The sequence below is a fragment of the Fodinicola feengrottensis genome, from assembly GCF_010993775.1.
Taxonomy (GTDB): Bacteria; Actinomycetota; Actinomycetes; order Mycobacteriales; family HKI-0501; genus Fodinicola; species Fodinicola feengrottensis.
Window position 1 is genome coordinate 12,566 of the sequence record NZ_WOTO01000081.1, and the last position, 22,910, is coordinate 35,475.

Genomic DNA, 22,910 nt, shown 5'->3' on the forward strand with positions numbered 1-22,910 from the left:
TTGCTGACTCTGTTGTGGACACGCCGGCCCGCGCGCCCGGGTTTGCGGTTGGTACGAGCGAATCCTGGTCCGCGGTTGTCTCGGCCATCGGCTCTGGCGCAGCTTGACCTATGGAGGCCGGTACGTCAGGCCCCGGCTCAGCCGTCGCCTCCGCAACGCCCAGCGCGGCCGTCGCCTCCGCGGAAGACGGCTCAGCTGTCGTCTCCGCAGCGGACTGCTCAGCTGTCCCGTCCGCGACGCCCGGCTCAGCGACCGATCCCTCGACAGGCAGCTCCGCCACCGTCTCCTCGGCGGGCGTGCCGGCGTACTCTCGTCCACCTCGACGGCGATGTCCTCGTCGCCGGCGGTCCACCGTACGTGCAGCTCGCCGAGTGCCTGCACCTGGTCGAAGGCGACCGCGCCCTCCCGATAGAGCTCCAGCAGCGCGAGGAACCTGGCGATCACCTCCAGCGTGGTCTCGCAGTCCGAGCACAGGTTCCGGAAGGTCGAGCTGCCGACCCGGCGGAGCCGGTCGGACACGATCGCGGCGTGCTCGCGGACGCTGACCCGCTGGGAGTGGATGTGCTCGGTCGACACCATCGGCGTCGGTTTCGGGGTGAGAGCTTTGGCCGCCAGCAGCGCGAACGCCTCCGGTCCGATCGCCAGCAGCACCTCCGGCATCATCTCGGCGAACCGCGGTTCCAGCTTCACCGCCCCGGCCCCACCGCCGGTGGCCGGCCGCCTCCAGCCGGCCGAACAGCGCAGCGACCTCCTTGTACGCCTTGTACTGCAGCAATCGCGCGAAAAGCAGGTCCCGCGCCTCCAACAGCGCGAGGTCCTCCTCGTCCTCGACCTCGGCGGCCGGCAGCAGCCGGGCCGCCTTCAGGTCCAGCAGAGTCGCCGCGATCACCAGAAACTCGGTGGCTTCCTCCAGCTCCCAGGCCGTACCCAGCGCCCGGATGTGCGCGATGAACTCGTCGGTGACCCGGGACAGCGCCACCTCTGTCACGTCCATCTGATGCTTGCCGATCAGCTGGAGCAGCAAGTCGAACGGACCGGTGAAGTTGTCCAGGTGGACCTGGAAACCGCCGCCCTCAGTGTCGCCGGAGCCATCGGCCGTACCCGCCTCGGACGCGTCCACCGAAGCCGCACTTGCCTCAACGGCATCCGACTCAGCGCTCGCCTCGGCGGCCTCCGCCGGGTGCCCGGCAGCGGCCGCGGCGGTGGCGGCGAGCTCGGCGCCCGGTACTGAGCTGGACATTCCTACGACGGTAGCGCAGCGTGCGCCAAGCGCAGCGGAACACTCCCCCGCTCGGGACGCCAGTCGGTCCGGACCGCAAATGTGTTGCTCACTTCACCACCCATCACACCCGTCCCGCGCTGTACGGTCGTCATGCCGCCGCGACGACTTGGGAGGATCCCCTGCGCATCACCGACCTCGTGTTCCCGGCTCTGCGCTACAGCCTGGGCACCGGGATGCGTGCTGCGTTCCGGCCACAGGTGCAGGGCAAGGAGAACATCCCGACCACCGGTGCGGCGATCATCGCCAGCAACCATCTCGCCTTCCTCGACTCCTTCTTCCTGCCGCTGGTTTCGCCGCGAGCGATCCACTTCCTGGCCAAGGCGGAGTATTTCAACGGCAAAGGCATCAAAGGACGGGCGATGGCCGGCTTCTTCACCGGTGTCGGTGCGATTCCGGTGGACCGAGCCGGCGGCCGGGCCGCGATCGCCGCGCTGAACGCCGGCCTGGACGTACTCAAGGACGGCGAACTCTTCGGCATCTACCCCGAGGGCACCCGGTCACCGGACGGTCGGCTCTACAAAGGACGGACGGCGGCGTCGCGCATCTCGCGTTGCAGACCGGCGTACCAGTCATCCCCGCCTGTGTCGTGGACACGAACAAAGTCCAGCCAGACAAGGACAAACCGCTCCGGCTGCGGCCGGTGAAGGTCACCATCAAATTCGGTGAACCGCTGGACTTCAGCAAATACCAGGACATGCCGTCCAACCGCCACGTCATCCGCGCCATCACCGACGAAGTCGTCGACGCGATCCGAGCCCTCTCCGGCCAGGAATACGTCGACCGCTACGCGTCCACCCCGGCGCCCCTCACCAAGAAGTAGCCCATTGGCCGCGGTGCCTCAGTGACAGCAAAACCGTTCAACTGGACGCCGAGTGATGCGCTTTCTGTGGCACTCGCCGAACGCCACACTCTTGGTGCCACTGGGCAACCCCATGTCTCATCGAGTGCGGGACATTGTGCCGCACTCAACGACCAGGACCAGCTTCCAAGATCAACACCAGCCAGCAACGAGCCACTCCAGCACGTACAGCCCCAACAGCCCCAGAAACCTCAAGAAACGCAAAAAAAAATCGTCTACGCGCGTCCTCAAACCCACCCCCCACCCGATCTGGGTGGGGGCCAATTTATACAGGGGGGGTACGACAGTTTCGCGCCGTAGCGGGTATCGGTGGAAACCAGGGCTGGCGCGTCGCGGCCAAAGCAGAGCAGCCAAAAGCAGAGCAGCCAAAGTAGAGCTGCGAAGCAGGACACGGAGCGTGGAGAGGTCAGTCCTCGTTGAGGAGGCGTTGGACGAGCGGTGAGTCGTCGCCGAACTCGTCCAGCGAGGTCAGCGCCAGCGCGATGGCGTGTCGTACGATCCGACCGCGATCGACGGCGAGGCCGTGCTCTCGGCGCAGCGTCAGCCGGGCCGACTCCAGCGCGAGCAGTTCCTCCGCTGACACGTACACGGTGATCTTCTCGTCGTGCCGTTCCCGGCCAGTGCCGCGGCGGGCTTGCCGCCGGGTCGGCAACGGCGAGACGTTGTCGGGTTTCTCGTCGGAATCGGGGAAAGCCGGCCGCTGCTGCGTGCTGCGGAACAGCTCCGCGGCGCCGGGCAGGCTGGCCCGGCGGCTCATCGGGCGATCACTTCGCGGGCTAAAGCACGGTATGCCCGTGCCCCCGTGGAACTTGGTGCGAACGAGGTGATCGGCTCGCCCGCCACCGTGGTCTCCGGGAACCGCACTGTTCGCGAGATCACTGTGTCGTACACCTTCTCTCCAAATGCTTCTACCACCCGACCCAGCACCTGGCGCGCGTGCACTGTCCGCGCGTCATACATGGTCGCCAGGATTCCGTCCAGTTCGAGCGCCGGGTTCAGCCGGTCCTTGACCTTCTCGATGGTGTCGATCAGCAGTGCGACCCCGCGCAGGCTGAAGAACTCGCATTCCAGCGGGATCAGCACGCCGTGCGCCGCGGTCAGCGCGTTGATCGTGAGCAGACCGAGCGAAGGCTGGCAGTCGATGAGGATGTAGTCGTAGTCCTCGACGGCCGACCGCAGCACCCGCGCGAGCGTCATCTCCCGGGCGACCTCGCCGACCAGCTGTACCTCGCCGGCCGACAGGTCGATGTTGCTAGGCACCAGGTCCAGACCGTCCACACTGGTCTTGACCTTCACGTCGTCGAGGCTGACCTCGCGCTGCATCAGCAGGTTGTAGACGGTCAGCTCCATGTCGTGGGTGCTGACACCGAGCCCGACCGACAGGGCGCCCTGCGGGTCGAAGTCGACCAGCAGCACCTTGCGGCCGTACTCGGCCAGCGCGGCGCCCATGTTGATGGTCGTCGTGGTTTTGCCGACGCCACCCTTCTGGTTGCACAGCGCGATGATCCGGGCAGGACCGTGCCGTACGAGCGGCGGCGGCTCCGGGATCACCCGGACCGGCCGACCGGTCGGACCCACCTTGGCGTTGCGCCCATACAGCGGCTGTTCGGTCTCGGGTGAGTCCGACGCATCCGGCCGCTGCGGAGGCTCCATCCCCATCGATGGATCTGGGAAAGCATGTCTTGACATGACCCGCCGTCCTTCACAAGACGCGTCCCGTTAAGGCCTACATTCTGGCGTTCACCGCGACGAAGTCGGGGGAAGTGCGGCGACATGTCGACTCTAAGGCCGCCAGCACCGCCGGCCGGGGATGGCTCGCGGCGTGTCGGGAACGGCCTTCGAACATGTGGACGGACAATCGGACGTCGGGTCGTAAACAGGCCATTTATCACGAAAAACTGTGACAGACAACCTCGTTAATCCCGCGCTCTGGGATGGGCTGTGGCATACACCTCACGCAATCTGTCCACCGTTATCAAGGTGTAGACCTGCGTTGTCGTCACCGACGCGTGTCCCAACAGCTCCTGCACCACTCGTACGTCCGCGCCGCCGTCCAGCAGGTGGGTGGCGAACGAGTGCCGGAGGGTGTGCGGCGACACCGGTACGTCCAGCTGCGCCTTCTGGGCGGCCGCCCGCAGGATCGTCCACGCGCTCTGCCGGGACAGCGGCCCGCCGCGCCCGTTCAGGAAAAGCTTGGGGGGTGCCGCGGCCGGCCTGCGCGAGGGCGGGCCGCGCTCGTACGAGGTAGTCGTCGACGGCCCGCAGCGCATACGACCCGACCGGCACGATCCGCGTCTTGCCGCCCTTGCCATGCAACACCACCGACCCGCTGCGCGGCTGCCCCTGCGTCGCCGGCTCCACCACCAGGTCATCGATCGCGAGCCCCACCGCCTCGGAAATCCGCGCGCCGGTCCCGTACAAGACCTCCAGCAGCGCTCGATCCCGGATCGACCGCGGATGATCGCCACTGCTGGAAGCCGCGAGCAGCAGCTCCACATCGGACAGCGGGATCGCCTTGGGCAGCCGCCGCGGCGGCGCCGGCGGGTGTACGTCCCGGGCCGGATCGTCGGCGGTCAGACCCTCCCGATGCGCGAACCGATGCAGTCCCCGCACCGCGATCACCGCCCGCGCGCCGCCGACGCCGACGACAGCGGCTGATGCTCTTCGTCGTCGCCTTCCCGGAGCTGGGCCAGGAACTCGCTGACATGCCCGCCACTGACGTCCGCCAGCGACGAGACCCCCCCGCCGCTTCCAGGGCTTGGAGGTAGCGGCCGAGATCGCGCCGGTACGAACTGAGGGTGTTCGCGGCGAGGCCCCGCTCGACCGCCAGATGGTCGAGATAGCCGCGCACGGCCCGCTCGGCGTCCGTGACCGCCGCCGCCGCTGGGGTCATGCCACCCCTCCGACTCCTGATGTCCCCCGACCTGACCGGCAGCATAGCGACCCGGTACGACTCTCCCCGTACGCCCGACAAAACGAGGCCCATCTCCGCGCTTGAACACCCAACTTCTGGGCATAGGGTGATCTCCGATCCAGTCAACTGCCCAGAGGAGGCCGCGGTGCGGGGAAGACTGCAGGATGTGGGCTGGCGCCGGGTGGTCGCGCTCGCCGTCGGCCTGGTGACCACGGTGGCGATCAGCGCCGCGCCAGCCAGCGGCGCCCTCGCGCCGGCCGGATCGTCAGCCGTTTCACCGAAAATCGCCTGCGGCGCACTGCCCGGCGTCGACTTCCGGCACCTCCCGGCGCGCGGCGACCACGGTGTCGTCCGCGGTGGTGGCCACCGCGGCGCAGGGGTACGAATACTGCGACGTGAGGGGCGTGATCGCGCCGCACATCACCTTCGAGATCCAGCTGCCGACCAAGACCTGGACGCAGCGGTATATGCAGACCGGGTGCGGCGGCCTGTGCGGCGCGGTCGGCATCGGGGTCATCGCCGCGGACGGCTGCGCGCCGGTCAACAACGGTGAGTACGTGATGGCCTCCGACGACACCGGACACACCGGCGTCACCAACACGGACGGCAGTTGGGCCGCCAACAACCCGCAGGCCAAGATCGACTTCGGCTTCCGGTCCGAGCATGTGATGTCCGTGGTGGCCAAGCGAGTCATCAAAACTTTCTACGGCCAGGGGCCAAAATACTCGTACTTCGACAGCTGCTCCAACGGTGGCCGGCAGGCCCTGGTGGAGGCACAGCGGTTCCCGTACGACTTCAACGGCATCATCGCCGGCGCCCCGGCGAACATCTGGTCGGGCCTGGTCGGCGAGGCCGCGCCGTACGTGGCGCTCGCCAACCGGGACGCCAATGGCAAGCAGATCCTCGGACAGGAGAAACTGGCGCCGCTGCACAAGGCGGTGCTGGCCGCCTGCGACGCGCTCGACGGGCTGGTCGACGGCCAGATCAGCGACCCTCGCGACTGCCACTTCCACCCGGCCACGGTGGCCTGCCCGACCGGCGTCGATCGGGTCGACTGCCTCACCCCAGCGCAGGTCAGCACGGTCACGAAGTTCTACGACGGGGTACGTGACCCGCGCGGTGTCCGGCTCTACCCCGGCGCCCTGGAGCCCGGCTCCGAGCTCGCGTGGCTCGGCTGGGAAGTCGCGGTGCCAGGTGTCATCGACCCGGCGCTGGCGTACCAGTTCGGCGAGAACTACCTGAAATACATGGCATACCTGAAGAACCCACCAGCCTCTTTTACGTTGAAGGACACCACTTTCGACGACCGGTCATTCACCGCACAGCAGCCGTTGAACCAGATTTACGCGGCCCAGAGTCCCGACCTGTCGGCTTTCCGTAACGCCGGCGGCAAACTCATCGTGTGGCACGGCTGGGCCGACTCGGCGATCCCGCCGCAGGGCACCCTCGCGTACCGGCAGGCGGTCGAGGACCGGATGGGCGGATACGCTGCCGTGCAACGATTTTCCCGACTGTTCATGCTTCCGCAGGTCGCCCACTGCGGTGGCGGCGACGCCCCGGACGCAATCAACCTGGTCGACCCGATCGTCTCGTGGGTCGAGCACGGCGTCGCCCCGACCGAGGTGACCGCGACCATGCGCAACGGCAACACGGTCGTACGCACAAGGCCGATCTACAACTACCCAGTGGAAACGCAGTACAACGGCGACGGCGACATCAACAGCGCCGCCAACTTCCACCCGGTGGTGCCGAGCCACCGACCGAACGACCACATCGCCTGGCTCGGCTCTTTCCACTAACCCCGCGAAATTCTCACGCCTCACCGGCTGTCGGCGACCCGACAGTCGGTGAGGCTCATTTTTGTCGGTGGCCCTTCCTAGCGTCCTCGGCATGCGAACAACACCGCGCGTCCCGAAGATCCTGCCCGTCCCGAAGGGCAGGTGGCACAGTGCCCAGGAAGGTCCGTGAGATGATCAAGCTGATCGAAGCCGACGGCTGGTATCTGGCCAGAACAAAAGGAAGTCACCGGCAGTTCAGACACGCGGACAAGGCCGGCTGCACGACCATCGCGGGGAAACCGAGTGACACATTGCACCCGGACGTCGAGAGGAGCATCCTATGTCAAGCAGGCTTGAAAAGGAGGCTTTGATGAGCGGATATGTCGTCATTGTGCTACGCGACGACGCCGGTGGCTACGGCGCTTGGAGCCCGGATCTGCTCGGCTGCGTCGCCGCATCCCGTGACTACGACGAAGAGTGCGTACGGCTGATGGGCGAAGCCATCGCCATCCATTTGGACGGCATGCGCGAGGACGGCGATCCCATTCCTGAACCAACGGCGGTCGGCGCGCTGCTGATGCCCGCAGCCTGACTTTCCCCCAACCGTTGCCGCGACCACGTTTACCGTCGCCGCCTAGAGCTGAGGCTGGCCCGCCGTACGCGAAAGCGTGGCGAGGCCAGCCCTTTCGGTATTAGTTGAGGACGAACGAGGCGAAACGCTGGATCAGCGGCCAGGCCGGTCCGACCAGGGAGCGTCGGCGGGACGCAGGCCCGAGTAGCCGGTGTCGCGGGGCGCGGGCCGCGGCGAGGATGCCGATGCAGGCGGCGGCGTTGCGTACTTCTCCTGAGAAAACCCAGGAAACAGCCTCGTCCAGCGGCACTCGCTGAACCGTCATCAGGGCTTCCTCGCCAACCCGGTCGAATTTCTCACCGGTGGCCGCCAAATCTCGGGCCAGGAAAAGCCGGATCGCCTCGTTGCTGCAGCCGGGCGTGGTGAGCACGTCGGCCAGTACGTCCCAGCGGCCGGCTTTGAGGTCAGCCTCCTCGGCCAACTCGCGGGCAGCGGTCTGGACGGCTGGCTCGCCGTCGACGTCCAGCAGGCCGGCGGGCAGCTCCCAGAGGTCCTGGCGTACGGGATGGCGATATTGCCGGACCAGCACGACCCGGTCCTGCTCGTCGACGGCGACCGCACCGACGGCACCCAGGTGGACCATGTAGTCGCGCCGGTGGGTGTCGCCGGCCGGCATCACCACCTCGTCACTGACCACCGTCATGATCGGGCCGCGGAACTGCTCCTGGCTGGAGACGACCGAGAAAACGTCCGCCACGTCAGCTCACCGAGCCGGCGTGCGAGTGGTTGCGGGTGCGCAGGTCCGACTCGGGCTTGGCCGGCGGGTCGACTAACTCGACCGGCAACCGGGCCGCCTCCGAGTAATCCACCGCGGCCGCGACGAACGCCCGGAACAGCGGATGCGACCGGGTCGGCCGGGACTTGAACTCCGGGTGCGCCTGGGTGCCCACGAAGAACGGGTGTACGTCCCTGGGCAGCTCGCCGAACTCGACCAGTCGGCCGTCCGGCGACAGCCCGGAGAACACCATCCCGGCCGCGGTCAGCCGGTCGCGGTAGGCGTTGTTGACCTCGTACCGGTGCCGATGTCGCTCGGAGACGGTCGTCGTCTCGTACGCCTGCGCCGTGATGCTGCCGGGCAGCAGCTCGGCCGGGTACGCGCCGAGACGCATCGTGCCGCCCATGTCCCGCTCGCCCGCGACGACGTCTTCCTGGTCGGCCATGGTGGCGATCACCGGGTGCGCCGCGGTCGGGTCGAACTCGGCCGAGTTGGCGCCGTCCAGGCCGGCGAGGCCGCGGGCCACCTCGATCACCATGCACTGCAGGCCAAGACACAACCCGAGCACCGGGATGTTGGCCCGCCGGGCGTGCGCGATCGCACCCACCTTGCCTTCGATGCCCCGGACGCCGAAACCGCCGGGGATCAGTACGCCGTCCACGCCGGCGAGCGCGGCAGCCGCGCCGGACGCGCTCTGGCAGTCATCGGAACCGACCCAGCGGATGTCCACCCGCGCGTGGTTGGCGAAGCCGCCGGCCCGGAGCGCCTCGGTCACTGACAGGTAGGCGTCCGGCAGGTCGACATACTTCCCGACCAGCGCCACCGTCACCGTCTGCTGGGGCTTATGGACCCGTTGCAGCAAGTCATCCCAGCGGGTCCAGTCGACATCACGAAAGGGCAGGCCGAGCCGGCGTACGACGTACGCGTCGAGGCCTTCGGCGTGCAGCACCTTGGGGATGTCGTAGATGCTCGGGGCGTCCGGCGCGGACACCACCGCGTCCGCGTCCACGTCACACATCAGCGAGATCTTGCGCTTCAGGGAGTTGGGGATCTCCCGGTCCGAGCGGCACACGATCGCGTCCGGCTGGATGCCGATGCTGCGCAGCGCCGCCACCCGAGTGCTGCGTCGGCTTGGTCTTCAGCTCCCCGCTGGGCGCCAGATACGGCAGCAGCGAGACATGCAGGAAGAAGACGTTGTCCCGGCCGACATCGTGGCGTACCTGCCGGATCGACTCCAGGAACGGCAGCGACTCGATGTCGCCGACCGTGCCGCCGACCTCGGTGATCACCACGTCCGGGCGCTCGGGGTCGCGGGTGGCCATCGCCCGGACCCGCTCCTTGATCTCGTTGGTGATGTGCGGGATGACCTGGACCGTGTCGCCCAGGTATTCGCCGCGGCGCTCCTTCGCGATCACCTGGCTGTAGACCTGGCCGGTGGTGACGTTGGCCGAGCCGTGCAGGTTGGTGTCCAGGAACCGCTCGTAATGCCCGATGTCCAGGTCGGTCTCGGCGCCGTCCTCGGTGACGAAGACCTCGCCATGCTGGAACGGGTTCATCGTGCCGGGGTCGACGTTCAGGTACGGGTCGAGTTTCTGCATCACCACGCGCAGACCGCGGGCGGTGAGCAGATTGCCCAGACTGGAGGCGGTGAGACCCTTACCCAGCGAGGATGCGACCCCACCGGTCACGAAAACGTGTTTGGTCGGTTGATCTTTTGTCCAAGAGGACAGGGCCACGTGAGGCTCCCCGTGATCGAGGGCGGGTCCGATGACCCGCACGTCCACGGGAGTTCACCGTAACACCCGGCTGGCTACCGGCGCTTGCCAGAGTGCCCCGAGACACCCTGGCGTGTCGCTCTCTCGCTCGCCGAATGTAACGAAACAGCGCGGATTTGTCCGTTTTGCGCGCCGTTTCGTTACATTCGGCATCAGGCGGGGAGGGCGGAGGTGGCACCGGGAGCGGTGCCGTAGTGGCCGGTCTTGTGGTTGAACTGCTCGGCGACGGCCAGCGCGGTGGCGACCTGGCTCTCGGCCGTACTCACACCGTCGACAGTCGACAGGGTGGCCGCGAGGGCTTTGTCGGCTCGTACGGCCGCCACGACATTGCCGGTGCCGACGGTGGTGGGTGCCGGCGAGTACGGCCGCGCCGAACGCCGACCGGAACTGCCGTACGAGCGTCAGCACGCACAGCAGCGTTCTTCTTCGTCGCGTCCTGACCCTCGGCCGGCTTGCCGGCCACGATCACCACGGCCTGCGCCGCGTTCACCGCGGCCGCGTCGGCGGTCAGCAACTTCAACTGGCCGTAGCCGGCAAGGATCGCGGTCCGGTTAGCGTCGTTGACGTTTTCCTTGCCGTCAGCGAAAACCCGCGCGATCAGAGCCGCCGAGGTCTCCGCGCCGTTGGAGTTGTTCGGCAGGCCCTTCACGGTCAGTGGCAGCAACCGCTGGGCGAGGTCCACCTCGTCGTTGTTGCGGGTCGGGTCGACGAACGCGTCGGTGAAGGCGATGTCCCCGGACACGGTCGCGCCGGCGGCGGTCAGCATCTTGGCCACCGCGGCCCGGTCGGCGGCGGTGGCGCCGGGCGCGCCGACCACCAACACGCTGTGGCCGGTCAGCTTCTTGCCGACCAGTGTTGGCGCGATCTGCTGGACGAACTTGTCCCGCCCGCTGGCCTGTTGCTGCAGCTCACCGACCTGGGACCGAAGGCCCTGGTTGCTCTGCCGCAGGTTGGCGCCCTGGGCGTTGCCGGCCCACGAGCCGTTCAACGCGAACGTACCCAGCAGCAACCCGGCGGCGACCGCGAGCAGCACGGACATGACCGAGACGATGTGATAGCGGAAATTGATCACGAGATCAGCCTTTGCAGGGCGAAGACGACGTTCTCCCAGTTTTCGGCGAGCAGTTGCAGCCATCCCTGGCCGACCGTCGAGACGGCGACCGCGCCGGCCATCGCGAGCACGGTGAGCACCGCGAGCAACGCGATCGAGCGGCCGGAGATTGTCTGCCGGTAAAGCTGCGCGACTCCCTTGGCGTCCACCATTTTGGTGCCGACCCGCAGCCGGGTCAGGAAACCGGACGCCATCCCGGAGCGGCCCTGGTCGAGGAACTCCCCCAGGTTGGACTGCATGCCGACCGTGACGATCAGCGACGCGCCCCGCTCGTCCGCGAGCAACAACGCGATGTCCTCGCTGGTGGCGGCGGCCGGGAAGGTCACCGCGTCGATGCCAAGATCCTGCGCTCGCGACAGGCCCGGAGCGCGCCCGTCCGGATACGCCTGTACGACGACTTCCGCGCCACATCGCAGCGCCTCGTCCCCGACCGCGTCCATATCGCCGACGATCAGGTCCGGCGCGTACCCGGCCTCGATGAGGGCGTCGGCGCCACTGTCGACGCCAATCAGCACCGGCTTGCGCTCCCGGATGTACGGCCCGAGGGCCGCCAGGTCCTCGCGATACCGGTAGCCGCGTACGACCACCAGGCAGTGCCGGCCCTCGATCGGCGTACGGACCAGGGGAATGCCCACCCCGTCCAGCAGCAACTCCTGCTCAGAGCGCAAATACTCGGTGGCGTTGGCGGCGAATGCCTCCAGCTGCACCGAAAGCCCGTCGCGGGCGCCAGCATCGCCGCGGCCACCGTCTCCAGGTCCTGCACCTGGCCGCTGGCGATCACCTCGTCGCCCAGCCACACCTGAGACCCGTCGACCCGGACGGCCTGGCCGTCCCGCAGCCGCTCGAAGACCTCTTCGCCCACCTGGTCAAGCAGCGGGATGCCGGCGTTCACGATCACCCGCGGCCCAAGATTGGGATATCGCCCGGAAATACTCGGCGCCACATTGACCACCGCGAACACCCCCGCGGCCACGATCGCCTCGGCGGCCACCTGATCCAGGTCGACATGGTCGATAATCGCCACATCACCGCGAGCCAACCGCGGAATCAACCGCTTCGTCCGCCGATCAAGCCGCGCGATGCCGGTGACACCGGACTGCAACCCGTGTTTCCTGCGCAGGGCGGCCATCCGCATCGGCACCCCTCCTCCCCACCCAGTCGCTCGCCATCATGACACCGGCATCGGTCATTTCGGTCGTACGACACACTGGTCGCCCCACCGACAACAGGTCCGTTGCCGAGCGCGGGACAAAACCCCACACTCAACGTCGAGTGCGGGATAAAGTCCCGCACTCGACGAAAATCCATAGAGGCCGCACTGGGGCTTACAACCGCAAACCCCTATTTCTTCGCGGCCCGCTTGCGGGGCTTCTTGAAGCCGGCATCCTTCGTGGCCTGGGCCTTCTCGAGCAGCTCGGTGGCATGAGCCATCCCGAGCATGCTGTCTTCCATGCCGGCCAGCATCCGAGCCAGCGCGCGGGCGCGGCCGTCGTCGTCCAGCCAGCGTACGGACGAGGTGGTCACTGATCCGTCGGAGTCCTTGTCCACCACCAGATGCCGGTCCGCGAAGGCGGCCACCTGGGGAAGGTGGGTGACGACGAGAACCTGGTGCGAGCGGGCCAGTCGGGCGAGGCGGGCGCCGACCTCGACGGCGGCCTTGCCGCCGACGCCGGCGTCGACCTCGTCGAAGACCAGCGTCGACGTGCTGCCGGCGCCGGCCAACACACCTCCACGGCGAGCATGACTCGGGACAGCTCACCGCCGGAGGCGCCGCGCTGCAGCGGAAGGGGCGGCGAGCCGGGGTGCGGTTGGAGGGAGATCTCGATCTCGTCGATGCCGTCCGAACCGACCGAGACCTCGCGGTCGTCGACGACGACGGACGGGCCGTCAGGGCGGGCGTCAACGTACGAGACGGAGGCCGTCACCCGGGCGTGTGGCATCGCGAGGCCGGCGAGCTCGGCGGTGACCGCGGTGCCGAAGTCGGCGGCGGCGGACAGCCGAGCGGCGGACAGCTTGATCGCGCTGCTGGCCACCTCGTCGTGCAGTTTGGCCACCTCGGTGCCGAGCGCGGCGAGCGCCTCGTCGGAGGAATCCAGGCCGTCGAGCTGCTCGCGGGCCCGGTCGGCCCAGCCGGGCAGCTCGTCAGGCTCGCTCACATAGCGGCGGGCGACGGTGGCCAGCCGGGCACGGCGCTCCTGCACCCACTCCAGGCGGGCCGGGTCGCCTTCGATGCCGTCCGCATACGTGGCGAGGTCCGTGCTCAACTCGCCGACCAGCGCGGCCAGCTCGTCGCCGCGGCCGGCCAGCGCGGCCAGCTCCGGGTCGTCGCCGGCGGCGGTCGCCAACGCTCGCCGGGCCGCGTCCAGCAGGCCGGTCACGTCGACGGCGTCCATGGCCGTCGAGGAAGGGTCCCCGGCCAATGCCTGGTGGGCGGTCATCGCGGCCGTACGCAGACCGTCGGCGTGCTCCAGCCGAAGCGCTTCGGCGCGCAGCTGCGCATCCTCGCCGGGCTGCGGGTCCAACTGCTCGATCGCGGTCAGGCCGACCCGCAAATACTCTGCTTTCTCGGCCAGCTCGCCGGCCCGCGCGGTCCGGTCGGCAAGGTCGGCGGCGGCTTCCCGCCAGCGCTTGTACGCCTCGCGGTGCACCTCGGCAAGGTCGCTGACCTCGGCGCCGCCGTACGCGTCGAGGGCGGCCCGTTGCTCGGTCGGTCGCAGCAACCGCACCTGATCCATCTGGCCGTGCACGGTGACGGCCAGCTCGCCAATGTCCGCGAGCACTCCGGCCGGCACCGACCGGCCGCCCAGGTGCGCCCGCGAACGGCCCTCCGGTGACACCGAACGGGACAGCACGAGAGTGCCATCGTCGTCAGCCTCGGCGCCAGCGTCCTCGGCGCGGGACAAGATGGCCCGCGCCTTCGCGGACTTCTTGCTCAGGCTCAGCCGGCCCTCGACCAGCGCGCGCGCTCGGCGCCTCGGCGCACCCGACCCGCGTCGGCGCGACCGCCGAAGAGCAGGTCAAGGGCGGTGACGACCATGGTTTTTCCCAGCACCGGTCTCGCCGGTCACCACGGTCAGACCGTCGGACAGGTGGAGCTCGGCGTCGTCGATCACCCCGAGCCCGCTGATGCGGACTTCCTCCAGCACAAGCCCGAGGTTAGCGGCTCGCTCTCACCATTTCGCGCCCATCCCCGTCGCCACGCCCAACCGCCACTGTCCGTACAGATGTACGACTACCCGCAGTAGTCGCCGACACCGCCGCGGAGCAGCGCGTAAGCGTGGTTGACCGCGGCCACTGCCTCGGGATAGAGATCCTCGGTCGTACGACCACCGGCGACCTGCGCCCAGTTGTCGAGGCCGAGCCGGCGGGTGGTGATCAGGATCTGGTTCGCGACCAGGCCAGCAGTCACCCGATGCGGACCAGGACCGCAGGCCTCCACGAGGGCGTCCCGCAACAGCTCCACGCCCTCGATCGAGTACGCCAGCAGCGCGTTGGCCAGGCTCTCGGTGTTGTAGAGCAACCGCTGGAAGGCGATCACCTGCGGCCGGTCGCTGATGCCGGTGACCGGATCCCGGTCGGCCAGCAACCGCAGCTGGTGCCGGTGCAACGCGTCCAGCGGTGACTCCCCCGCGGAACGGCCGCGGACCACCTGCGCCGGCTCGGCCCGGTGATCGTCGATCCGGTCCAGGATCAACTCATCCTTGCTCCGGAAGTACTTGAACAGCGTCGGCTTGGACACCTCAGCGGCCGCCGCCACGTCGGCGACCGAGACGGCGTCGTACCCCCGCGCGAGGAACAACTGGATGGCGGCGTCCGAGATCGCCTGCCTGGTGCGCTGCTTCTTACGTTCACGCAAGCCGAGGTCCGAGGTCATGACGGTCATCATAGCGCTACCCAGACAAATACTTGGTTGTGTTAGTTTCTTAACTGAGTTAATCTAATGAAGTCTTGAGGAGATGACATGCCTGACACTGATGTGATCGTGGTGGGGGCCGGGCCGACCGGCCTCATGCTGGCCCGTGAGCTGCGGCTGGCCGGCGTACGGGTAGAGGTGCTTGAGCAGCTGGCCGCGCGAGCGATCCAGTCCAAGGCCGGCGGCCTGCACAGCCGTACGACCGAGGTGTTCCGGCTGCGCGGGCTGATGGACCAGATGCAGGCCCGCGCGCAGGACCGGGCGCCGGTCGGCGGCCACTTCGCCGGGCTGGCGACGCCGCTCGATTTCGCCGCGCGCTGGACACCCACAGCCCGTACATCGTGGCGACGCTGCAGCTCGACGTGGAAGACATCCTGGAGACCGAGCTGGCCGGCTTCGGGACGACTGTTCGGCGCGGGCACGAGCTTGGCTCGGTCGACCAGGACGACACTGGCGTACGCGCGCAGGTGGCTGGCCCGGACGGCACGTACGAGCTGACGGCCAAGTTCCTGGTCGGCTGCGACGGCGCCCGCAGCGCGGTCCGCAAAATGCTCGGAATCCCCTTCACCGGGCTGGCCGGCAAGGCATCGATGGTGCTGTCGGACATACGACTGGAGGGCGTCACGCTGCCCTCGCGGCGCGGCCACTTCTCCGACCACATCACCAGGCGCGGCGACCACGTCGCGATCCTGTCACCGCTGCCTGGCGGCCTCTACCGACTGATGTTCGGTGGCGACGCGCAGCTGGACAAGGACCGCACCGCGCCGGTCACAGAAGAAGAGATCCAGGAGGTGCTGGACGGCGCTTATGGACCGGGAGTACGGCTGCTGGAGGTCCGGGCGGCGTCGCGTTTCAGCGACGCGTCGCGGCAGGCCGAGCGCTATCGGGAAGGTCGCGTGTGCTGATCGCCGGCGACGCGGCGCACATCCACCTGCCGACCGGCGGCCAGGGCCTCAACCTCGGCATCCAGGACGCCTTCAACCTGGGCTGGAAGCTGGCCGCGACGGTCCGCGGCGACGCACCGGACGGGCTGCTCGACACGTACCACGTCGAGCGTCACCAGGTCGGCGCGCGCGTCTTGCAGAACACCCGGGCGCAGGGCGCGCTGATGGCCGCCTCCGAACCGGTCACCATCGCCCTGCGGGACCTGATCACCGAGTGGCTAGCGGTCCCTGAGCTGAACAAGAAGGTCGCCGCCATGATCAGCGGCCTGGACATCCACTACCAGCTGGGCGACGCGAACCCGCTGGTCGGGACGCGGATGCCCGACCTCGAGCTGGAAACCGCCGACGGCACGCGCTGGTTCAGCGACCTCACCCACGACGGCCGTGGAGTCCTCGTCGACTTCACCGGCACTCTCGAGCCGCCCGGCTCCGAGCGGGTACGACACGTCGTCGCCAAACCGCATGAGGGCCTGGACGCGCCAGCCGTGCTGGTACGACCGGACGGCTACATCGCGTCGCTCAGCGACTCACCCGACCTCACTCGCTGGTTCGGCTGAACTCGCGTACGACCGACTCGGTGCTGGCCTCGGCGGCCTTGACGAATCGCAGCAGCAGGCTCAGCTGCTCCTCGTCGAAGTCGCCGAGGTCGTCCCGGTGCCGCTGGTTGAGCGGGTCGTAGTACGCGCCGACCCGGTTGATGCTGTCCTGATCCGGCTCGATGAGAATCCGCCGCCGGTCGGTCGGGTCCGGGACCCGCCGGAGGTAGCCGGCGGCCTCCAGCCGGTCGACCATTCGGGACGCGGAGCCAGAGGTCAGGTTCACCCGTTTGGCCAGCACGCTGGCGGTCGCCGGACCGTCGTGCGCAAGCGCGTAGAGGCACTGCAGATCCGACGTGGTGACCCCCATCCGGTCCGCGATCAGCCCGTTCAGCTGGGCGAGCGGCACCTGCCAGCCCGGCAACGCGGCGACCAGCTCGGTCACCAACGCCTCCCGGCGCGCCTGGTTTGACATCGACCCACTCCCCTTTTACTGTGTCACGCAGTTGCTGCGCCACACAGTCAATGCGCGGCGCAGACGTATTATCGCACTCGCCGCCTTCAGGGAGACAACGTCGTGCCACCTCCGTCCCACCGGACCCTCGCCCTGCTCGTCCTGCTGCTCGCCACCTTCGTGGACCTCGTCGGCGCCACCGTCCTGCAGGTAGTGCTGCCGGCGATCCGGCAGGACCTGACCGCGAGCCCAGCTCAGCTGCAGTGGATCGTCGCCGGCTACACCCTCGCGTTGGCGCTGGGCATGATCCCCGGCGCGCGGCTTGGCGACCTGCTCGGTCACAAGCGGGTGTTCGCCGCCGGAATGGCCGGTTTCGGGATCACGTCGGCCATCTGCGCCCTCGCGACCACCCCGAACCTGCTGATCGCCGGGCGGGTGCTGCAGGGGCTCGCCGCCGCCGCGATGATCCCGCAGGTGATCTCGCAGCTCCAGGTCATGTACGAGCCGGCCGAACGCGGCGGCCCGATGGCCGCCTTCACCACCATCACCTCGCTGGCCGCGGCCGGCGGCCCCATCCTCGGCCCGCTGCTGCTGGCCTGGGGTTCGACCTGGCGGCTGACCTTCTGGGTGAATGTCCCGATCGCCGCTCTCGCACTCATCGCGTGTTTCGCACTGCTGCCGGACAGCCGTTCGCCGGACACCGGCCGCATCCGTCTCGACCTGCCCGGTCTCGCGCTGTCCAGTGCCGGCCTGGTGCTGGTGCTCTGTCCGCTCATCGACATCGCGAACGCCGGCGGCCGGTCGGTGTGGACGTACGTGTGCATCGCCGCAGGTCTCGCGGTGCTCGGCTGTTTCGTCGCGTACGAGCGAAAAATCGCTTCGCCGCTGCTGGAGACCGCGCTGTTCCGATTTCGTTCGCTGCGCGGCGGCCTGCTGACGCTGCTGCTGTTTTTCGCTCCCACTGTGGGATTTTTCGTCACCTTCATGATTTTCCTGCAGACCGGCGTGGGAATGAGTCCGCTGCACGCGGGGCTGACCATGGTGGTCTGGTCGCTCGCGGTGGCGGTGACTGCCGGCCTTTCCGCTGGCGTCCTGCTGCCCCGGATCGGCCGGCTGGCCGTGCAACTTGGCCTGGTCGTGATGGCATTCGGGTTTGTGGTGATCGCGTACGTTTCAGCCAGCGCCACCGCCCACACCACCTGGACCGATTTCATCGTCGGCGCATTGGTGGGCGGTGCCGGGATGGGCCTGGTGATCGCGCCGCTGCTCACGCTGACGCTCAACGACGTGCCGGTGAGCGACGCCGGATCCAGCTCAGGGCTCTACAACACCGCCAACCAACTGGCGGCCGCTGTCGGAGTGGCGGTGGTGGGCACGTTCTTCTTCACTCAGGTCAACCCGCGTAGCGTCGATCAGGCCCGCGCGTACGGCAGCGCACTCGCCACCACCCTCTGGCTCGGCATCGGCATGCTCGCCCTGGCGCTGGCCGCCACCTTCCTGCTTCCCCGCCGCTTCGCGACCGCGCCCCAGCCCGAGGAACCAGTCCGCCAGGACGCCTGAGGGCCATGTCGTATTTCCGCCAGCCAGGGCCTCTACCGCGAGCGATCCTAGAGACATGTACGAGGACGTGGAGCGGTGCGTACGGGCGGTGCAGTCGAAGGACGCACGGTTCGACGGCTGGTTCTTCACCGCGGTGCTCACCACCGGGATCTACTGCCGGCCGAGTTGCCCGGTGGTGCCGCCCAAGGTCCAGAACATGCGCTTCTACCCGAGCGCGGCGGCGGCTCAGCAAGCCGGTTTCCGGGCCTGCAAACGCTGCCGCCCGGACGCCAGCCCGGGCTCACCGCAGTGGAACGAGCGGGCCGATCTGGTGGCCCGTGCGATGCGGCTGGTGGCCGACGGCGTGGTTGACCGTGACGGCGTCCCGGGGCTGGCCGCCCAGCTCGGCTACAGCGTGCGGCAGATCCAGCGGCAGCTGCTCGCCGAGCTGGGCGCCGGGCCGTTGGCGCTGGCCCGGGCCCAGCGGGCGCAGACCGCACGGCTGCTGATCGAGACCAGCCAGCTGCCGATGTGCGATGTCGCCTTCGCGGCCGGGTTCGCGAGCGTACGGGCTTTCAACGACACGGTAAGGGAAATCTTCGCGCTCACCCCGACCGAGCTGCGGGTCCGCTCCAGCCGGCGAAACGCGGCGCCGACGCAGGGATCACTCTCGCTGCGGCTGCCGTTCCGTGCGCCACTGTGCCCGGACAACCTGTTCGGGCACCTCGCCGCGACCGGGGTGCCGGGCGTCGAAGAGTGGCTGGACGGCGCGTACCGGCGCACCCTGCGGCTCCCGCATGGGCACGCCATCGCGGAGCTGCGGCCGTGTCCCGACCACATCGCCTGCCAGCTCACCCTCACCGACCTACGGGATCTGTCGACCGCCATCAGCCGCTGCCGGCGGCTGCTGGACCTGGACGCCGACCCGATCGCCGTCGACGAACAGCTGCGTACGGACCCGGACCTCGCGCCGCTGGTCGACAAGAATCCTGGCCGGCGGGTGCCGCGTACGGTCGACGGTGCCGAGTTCGCCATCCGGGCGGTGCTCGGCCAGCAGGTTTCGACGCAGGCGGCTCGTACGCACACGGCCCGGCTGGTCACCGCGTATGGCGACCCGATCGACGATCCCATCGGCGGCCTCACGCACCTTTTCCCGGAGCCCGCGGCACTGGCCGACGCCGACCCGGCGACCCTCGCGATGCCGCAGACCAGGCGAAACTCTGTCACCGGGCTGGCGGCCGCGCTGGCCGACGGCCGGGTGGAGTTGGGTACCGGCAGCGACTGGGACGAGGCCCGCGCCGAGCTGACCGCGCTGCCGGGCATCGGCCCTTGGACCGTCGAGACCATCGCGATGCGCGCGCGCGCTCGGCGACCCGGACGCCTTCATCCCGACCGACCTCGGCGTCAAACTCGCGGCCGGCGAACTCGGCCTGCCCACCACGCCGGCCGCGCTGACCGCCCGGGCGGCGGGCTGGCGACCGTGGCGCGCCTACGCCGTGCAGTATTTGTGGGCGACTGGTGACCACCCCATCAACCGGCTTCCCGCCTGACGAAAGGACACTAAGCAAGTGCGTACACACACTGTCGTGGACAGTCCCGTCGGTCCGCTGACTCTGGTCGCTGAGGACGGCACGCTGGCCGGGCTCTATATGGAAAAAGCAGCGGCACCTGCCCTCGCAGGAGACTTTCGGGGTGCCTGATCCCGACAGTTTTACCGAGGTGATCCAGCAGCTGAAAGAGTATTTCGCCGGCGATCGTACCGACTTCGACCTGCCGATCGCCTTCGCTGGCACGGACTTCCAGCACACTGTCTGGACGGCGCTGCGAGACATCCCGTACGGCGAGACGGTCTCTTATGGCGAGCTGGCCGAGCGGATCGGCAAACCGACCGCGTCCCGCGCGGTCGGCCTCGCGAACGGCAAGAACCCCATCGGCATCATCGTGCCGTGCCACCGGGTGGTCGGCTCGAAAGGCGACCTGACCGGCTACGGCGGCGGCATCGAACGCAAGCGCTTCCTGCTTGACTTCGAGCGCGACGGCGCCGACACCCTGATCTAGTGTCCTGCCGCAGGACACTAGCCAACCCTCAGTCCGCGCGGCGCCAGCCGTTGACCGGCAGCGCGAACTTGGCCACCAGCCGGTCGGTGAAGGTGCGCTGCTCCAGGCGTACGACCCGGACCGGCTTCGCCGATCGCCGCACCTCCACCACGTCGCCGGGCAGCACGTCGTACGTCCGGCGGCCGTCGCAACACAGCACCGCCGACGCCCGGCTCTTGGCCAGCACCTCGACGGTCAGCACCGAATCGGGAGCGGCGACCAGCGGCCGGTTGAAGAGCGCGTGGGCGCTGATCGGTACGAGCAGGAGGGCGGCCACGTCCGGCGACACCACCGGGCCGCCGGCCGAAAAAGCGTAGGCGGTCGACCCGGTCGGCGTCGCGAGCACGACACCGTCGCAGCCCCACCGGGACAGCGGGTGGTAGTCGACGCTGACCAGCACGTCCAGCATCCGCTCACGGGCCGACTTCTCCACGCTGGCCTCGTTCAGCGCCCAGTCGCGGGCGAGCACCTGCCCGTCGCGCAGCAGCACGACATCGATCGCCAGCCGCTCGTCGACGGTGTACTTCCGGTCGATCACCGCCCCGACGGCCTCGTCCAGGTCGTGCAGCTCGGCCTCGGCCAGAAACCCGACATGCCCGAGGTTGACGCCGATCAGCGGCACCCCGGCGTGCCGAGCCAGTTCGGCGGCCCGCAGCAGGGTGCCGTCGCCGCCGAGCGCGAAGACGATCTCGCTGCTGGCCGCCGCGTCCGGACCGTGCTCCACTCGGTCGGCCTTGACGTGACGTGCAGTTCGCTGGCCTCGTCGGTGAGCACCCGCACCTCGAAGCCGGCTTCGACCAGTTGGCCGACGACCTGCTTCGCGCAGGCGAGATTCTCCTGGCGCCCGGTGTGTGCCACCAGCAGCGCGTTGCGGGCCGGCATGCTCAGGATTCCTCCACCACGGCAGCGATCTGATCCGGATCTGGGCCGGGAGCGCCGCACCTCAACCAGAGGAAGAACTCGACATTTCCCGACGGACCCGGCAGCGGACTGCGGATGACGCCGCGGGTGCCCCACCCCATGGTGGCAGCCTCTCGCGCGATTGCCAGCACGACTTCGGCGCGCAGCGCCGGATCGCGCACCACACCGCCGGATCCGAGCCGCTCGCGGCCCACCTCGAACTGCGGCTTCACCATCGGAACAAGGTCGCCGTCCGGTCTCGTACACGCCGTCAAAACCGGCAGGACCAGGCTCAACGAGATGAAGGAGAGGTCGGCGACAGTCAGGTCGACCGGCCCGCCAATCGTCTCCGGCGTCAGGTCGCGAATGTTCGTACGCTCGAAGGTCCGGACCCGAGGGTCCGCGCGGATCACGTCGGCCACTTGCCCGTACCCGACGTCGACACCAACCACCTCAGCCGCGCCCGCGCGCAGCAGTACGTCGGTGAAGCCGCCCGTGCTGGCGCCGGCGTCCAGGCATCGGCGGCCGGTCACGTCAACCTCGAAGGCGGCGAGCGCGCCGGCCAGCTTGTGGGCGCCACGGGACACGTAGTCGGGGCCTTCCGCCCGTACGACAACGGCGGTGTGCTCGTCGACCTTGGTCGCCGGCTTGCCGGCCGCGCGGCCGTCGACCAGCACCGCTCCCTGGGCGATCAGCGCCGCGGCCTGCTCACGGGAGCGGGCGAGGCCACGGCGTACCAGCTCCACGTCCAGCCGAGCCGCCACCGGCTCAGGTCTGGTCGATGGTGGAGAGCGCGTCCTGTAGTGACTTGTGGGCCGCCTCGTAGCGGGTGATGTGCTCGCTGATCGGCAGTTGCTCGATGCCTTCCAGCCGCTTCATGGCCGCGTCGATCGGCGAATCTTCCGCTCGTACGACCGAGGGCCCTGCGGCGGGTGGGCTGGCACTCGCCGCAGCCGGCACCGACGGCAATGGCGCCGGGTCCGTGCCACCGGGCACCTCCGCGGTGGAAACCGGCGAGGACGGCATCGGCGGATCGGGCGTTGGGCCAGGGACCGGCGACGGCGGAGCGGGTGCTGGTGGCTGCGGAGTGGGGATCGGGTCTGGTACGAGCGGACCGGGCACCGGCGGGGCCGGCATCGGACCTGGCGCCGCCTTGGTGGCGGTCTTCTTCGCTGGGCCGGGCACCGGCGGTCGATAGCCGGGCGGCGGGCCGGGCTTGGGCATCGGAATGGTCATGAGGTCGCCGCCGGCGGGTTTGTCGTCCTCAACCATGTTGAGGTCTTGGCTGGCGCCGTTTTGGCTAGAGCTGTCTTCGCCGGACCTGCCTTCGCGGCTTGGGCGGGCGCCGCCTTGGTGGCGGTCTTCTTCGCCGGAGCGGGGCCCGTTCGGGACCAGCGGTCCCGGAACAAGCGTTTCTACTCCGCGGCGATCTTGGCGGGTTTGTCGTCCTCAACCATGTTGA

At 68.8% G+C, this 22,910-nt stretch carries 19 protein-coding genes and 9 pseudogenes; 10 read left to right on the plus strand and 18 right to left on the minus strand.

Features of this window, described 5'->3' with window-relative positions; genetic code table 11:
- Nucleotides 1–321: 321 nt before the first annotated feature.
- Nucleotides 322–1,240: pseudogene (locus tag GNX96_RS44150) on the minus strand (segregation and condensation protein A); the annotation flags it as partial.
- Nucleotides 1,241–1,455: 215 nt separating this feature from the next.
- Between GNX96_RS44150 and GNX96_RS44155 the strand changes: the two are divergent.
- Nucleotides 1,456–2,102 (plus strand): annotated as a pseudogene (locus GNX96_RS44155) (lysophospholipid acyltransferase family protein).
- Between the two features lie 445 nt (nucleotides 2,103–2,547).
- Here GNX96_RS44155 and GNX96_RS44160 read toward each other — a convergent pair.
- From GNX96_RS44160 to GNX96_RS44175, 4 genes and pseudogenes are all read right to left on the minus strand, one after another.
- Nucleotides 2,548–2,898, minus strand: coding sequence for a hypothetical protein (locus tag GNX96_RS44160; RefSeq protein ID WP_163573425.1), 351 nt, complete (start codon nucleotides 2,896–2,898; stop codon nucleotides 2,548–2,550).
- Entirely contained in the window at nucleotides 2,895–3,794 is a 900-nt protein-coding gene (locus GNX96_RS44165) for a ParA family protein (protein ID WP_313885947.1), read from the minus strand. Before GNX96_RS44165 ends, GNX96_RS44160 begins: the two co-directional genes overlap by 4 nt.
- A gap of 263 nt (nucleotides 3,795–4,057) precedes the next feature.
- Nucleotides 4,058–5,034, minus strand: a pseudogene (locus GNX96_RS44170) (site-specific tyrosine recombinase XerD).
- 295 nt (nucleotides 5,035–5,329) lie between these two features.
- The gene (locus GNX96_RS44175; RefSeq protein ID WP_163573427.1) at nucleotides 5,330–5,476 is read right to left on the minus strand and encodes a hypothetical protein; all 147 of its coding nucleotides are present in this window, start codon (nucleotides 5,474–5,476) and stop codon (nucleotides 5,330–5,332) included.
- Between GNX96_RS44175 and GNX96_RS44180 the strand changes: the two genes are divergently transcribed.
- The 3 genes from GNX96_RS44180 to GNX96_RS44190 all read left to right on the plus strand — a co-directional run bounded on the left by GNX96_RS44180 (nucleotide 5,460) and on the right by GNX96_RS44190 (nucleotide 7,425).
- Nucleotides 5,460–6,854, plus strand: coding sequence for a tannase/feruloyl esterase family alpha/beta hydrolase (locus GNX96_RS44180; RefSeq protein WP_163573428.1), 1,395 nt, complete (start codon nucleotides 5,460–5,462; stop codon nucleotides 6,852–6,854). The genes GNX96_RS44175 and GNX96_RS44180 overlap by 17 nt on opposite strands.
- A 170-nt stretch (nucleotides 6,855–7,024) precedes the next feature.
- Nucleotides 7,025–7,204, plus strand: coding sequence for a type II toxin-antitoxin system HicA family toxin (locus GNX96_RS44185; RefSeq protein WP_163573429.1), 180 nt, complete (start codon nucleotides 7,025–7,027; stop codon nucleotides 7,202–7,204).
- Complete coding sequence (locus GNX96_RS44190) at nucleotides 7,204–7,425, plus strand: type II toxin-antitoxin system HicB family antitoxin (protein WP_163573430.1); 222 nt, start codon at nucleotides 7,204–7,206, stop codon at nucleotides 7,423–7,425. The genes GNX96_RS44185 and GNX96_RS44190 overlap by 1 nt, the downstream gene beginning before the upstream one ends.
- A gap of 132 nt (nucleotides 7,426–7,557) precedes the next feature.
- On the opposite strand, the pseudogene GNX96_RS44195 reads toward GNX96_RS44190, so the two are convergent.
- From GNX96_RS44195 to GNX96_RS44225, 9 genes and pseudogenes are all read right to left on the minus strand, one after another.
- Nucleotides 7,558–8,107 (minus strand): annotated as a pseudogene (locus GNX96_RS44195) (NUDIX domain-containing protein).
- Between the two features lie 55 nt (nucleotides 8,108–8,162).
- A pseudogene (locus GNX96_RS44200) lies at nucleotides 8,163–9,915 on the minus strand (CTP synthase).
- 191 nt (nucleotides 9,916–10,106) lie between these two features.
- Entirely contained in the window at nucleotides 10,107–10,277 is a 171-nt protein-coding gene (locus tag GNX96_RS44205) for a copper transporter (RefSeq protein ID WP_163573431.1), read from the minus strand.
- The gene (locus GNX96_RS44210) at nucleotides 10,217–11,026 is read right to left on the minus strand and encodes a copper transporter (protein WP_163573432.1); all 810 of its coding nucleotides are present in this window, start codon (nucleotides 11,024–11,026) and stop codon (nucleotides 10,217–10,219) included. Before GNX96_RS44210 ends, GNX96_RS44205 begins: the two co-directional genes overlap by 61 nt.
- A complete protein-coding gene (gene steA, locus GNX96_RS59970; RefSeq protein ID WP_279583145.1) occupies nucleotides 11,023–11,772 on the minus strand; it encodes a putative cytokinetic ring protein SteA in 750 nt (249 codons plus the stop codon). Before steA ends, GNX96_RS44210 begins: the two co-directional genes overlap by 4 nt.
- A gap of 634 nt (nucleotides 11,773–12,406) precedes the next feature.
- The gene (locus GNX96_RS61945) at nucleotides 12,407–12,613 is read right to left on the minus strand and encodes a hypothetical protein (protein WP_313885948.1); all 207 of its coding nucleotides are present in this window, start codon (nucleotides 12,611–12,613) and stop codon (nucleotides 12,407–12,409) included.
- Nucleotides 12,586–13,968, minus strand: coding sequence for a DNA repair protein RecN (locus tag GNX96_RS44220; RefSeq protein ID WP_313885949.1), 1,383 nt, complete (start codon nucleotides 13,966–13,968; stop codon nucleotides 12,586–12,588). The genes GNX96_RS61945 and GNX96_RS44220 overlap by 28 nt, the downstream gene beginning before the upstream one ends.
- A gap of 114 nt (nucleotides 13,969–14,082) precedes the next feature.
- Nucleotides 14,083–14,211, minus strand: a complete 129-nt coding sequence (locus GNX96_RS61950) for a hypothetical protein (protein WP_313885950.1) — start codon at nucleotides 14,209–14,211, stop codon at nucleotides 14,083–14,085.
- An 86-nt stretch (nucleotides 14,212–14,297) separates the two neighbouring features.
- Entirely contained in the window at nucleotides 14,298–14,951 is a 654-nt protein-coding gene (locus GNX96_RS44225) for a TetR/AcrR family transcriptional regulator (protein ID WP_279583146.1), read from the minus strand.
- Between the two features lie 123 nt (nucleotides 14,952–15,074).
- Here GNX96_RS44225 and GNX96_RS59975 point away from each other — a divergent pair.
- From GNX96_RS59975 to GNX96_RS59985, 3 genes and pseudogenes are all read left to right on the plus strand, one after another.
- Nucleotides 15,075–15,224: pseudogene (locus GNX96_RS59975) on the plus strand (FAD-dependent monooxygenase); the annotation flags it as partial.
- A 116-nt stretch (nucleotides 15,225–15,340) separates the two neighbouring features.
- Nucleotides 15,341–15,883, plus strand: coding sequence for an FAD-dependent monooxygenase (locus tag GNX96_RS59980; protein ID WP_279583147.1), 543 nt, complete (start codon nucleotides 15,341–15,343; stop codon nucleotides 15,881–15,883).
- The gene (locus tag GNX96_RS59985) at nucleotides 15,877–16,479 is read left to right on the plus strand and encodes an FAD-dependent monooxygenase (RefSeq protein WP_279583148.1); all 603 of its coding nucleotides are present in this window, start codon (nucleotides 15,877–15,879) and stop codon (nucleotides 16,477–16,479) included. Before GNX96_RS59980 ends, GNX96_RS59985 begins: the two co-directional genes overlap by 7 nt.
- Here the strand turns inward: GNX96_RS59985 and GNX96_RS44240 are convergent.
- Nucleotides 16,460–16,933, minus strand: coding sequence for a MarR family winged helix-turn-helix transcriptional regulator (locus GNX96_RS44240; protein WP_163573435.1), 474 nt, complete (start codon nucleotides 16,931–16,933; stop codon nucleotides 16,460–16,462). The two genes, GNX96_RS59985 and GNX96_RS44240, sit on opposite strands and share 20 nt — an antisense overlap.
- A 102-nt stretch (nucleotides 16,934–17,035) precedes the next feature.
- Here GNX96_RS44240 and GNX96_RS44245 point away from each other — a divergent pair, with 102 nt between their 5' ends.
- The 3 genes and pseudogenes from GNX96_RS44245 to GNX96_RS44255 all read left to right on the plus strand — a co-directional run bounded on the left by GNX96_RS44245 (nucleotide 17,036) and on the right by GNX96_RS44255 (nucleotide 20,509).
- The gene (locus GNX96_RS44245) at nucleotides 17,036–18,472 is read left to right on the plus strand and encodes an MFS transporter (RefSeq protein ID WP_163573436.1); all 1,437 of its coding nucleotides are present in this window, start codon (nucleotides 17,036–17,038) and stop codon (nucleotides 18,470–18,472) included.
- A 55-nt stretch (nucleotides 18,473–18,527) separates the two neighbouring features.
- Nucleotides 18,528–20,001: pseudogene (locus tag GNX96_RS44250) on the plus strand (AlkA N-terminal domain-containing protein).
- 18 nt (nucleotides 20,002–20,019) lie between these two features.
- A pseudogene (locus GNX96_RS44255) lies at nucleotides 20,020–20,509 on the plus strand (methylated-DNA--[protein]-cysteine S-methyltransferase).
- 28 nt (nucleotides 20,510–20,537) lie between these two features.
- Here the strand turns inward: GNX96_RS44255 and GNX96_RS44260 are convergent.
- From GNX96_RS44260 to GNX96_RS44270, 3 genes and pseudogenes are all read right to left on the minus strand, one after another.
- Nucleotides 20,538–21,430, minus strand: a pseudogene (locus GNX96_RS44260) (NAD kinase).
- Between the two features lie 2 nt (nucleotides 21,431–21,432).
- The gene (locus GNX96_RS44265; protein ID WP_163573437.1) at nucleotides 21,433–22,212 is read right to left on the minus strand and encodes a TlyA family RNA methyltransferase; all 780 of its coding nucleotides are present in this window, start codon (nucleotides 22,210–22,212) and stop codon (nucleotides 21,433–21,435) included.
- Between the two features lie 4 nt (nucleotides 22,213–22,216).
- Nucleotides 22,217–22,720, minus strand: a complete 504-nt coding sequence (locus GNX96_RS44270) for a hypothetical protein (RefSeq protein ID WP_163573415.1) — start codon at nucleotides 22,718–22,720, stop codon at nucleotides 22,217–22,219.
- Nucleotides 22,721–22,910 lie beyond the last annotated feature (190 nt).

What these genes read in the sequence shown, in the direction of transcription:
- GNX96_RS44160 (WP_163573425.1), bottom strand. Translation starts at nt 2,898, where the DNA reads ATGAGCCGCCGGGCCAGCCTGCCCGGCGCCGCGGAGCTGTTCCGCAGC.
- GNX96_RS44165 (WP_313885947.1), bottom strand. Translation starts at nt 3,794, where the DNA reads ATGGAGCCTCCGCAGCGGCCGGATGCGTCGGACTCACCCGAGACCGAA.
- GNX96_RS44175 (WP_163573427.1), bottom strand. Translation starts at nt 5,476, where the DNA reads ATGTGCGGCGCGATCACGCCCCTCACGTCGCAGTATTCGTACCCCTGC.
- GNX96_RS44185 (WP_163573429.1), top strand. Translation starts at nt 7,025, where the DNA reads ATGATCAAGCTGATCGAAGCCGACGGCTGGTATCTGGCCAGAACAAAA.
- GNX96_RS44190 (WP_163573430.1), top strand. Translation starts at nt 7,204, where the DNA reads ATGAGCGGATATGTCGTCATTGTGCTACGCGACGACGCCGGTGGCTAC.
- GNX96_RS44225 (WP_279583146.1), bottom strand. Translation starts at nt 14,951, where the DNA reads ATGATGACCGTCATGACCTCGGACCTCGGCTTGCGTGAACGTAAGAAG.
- GNX96_RS44240 (WP_163573435.1), bottom strand. Translation starts at nt 16,933, where the DNA reads ATGTCAAACCAGGCGCGCCGGGAGGCGTTGGTGACCGAGCTGGTCGCC.
- GNX96_RS44270 (WP_163573415.1), bottom strand. Translation starts at nt 22,720, where the DNA reads ATGGTTGAGGACGACAAACCCGCCGGCGGCGACCTCATGACCATTCCG.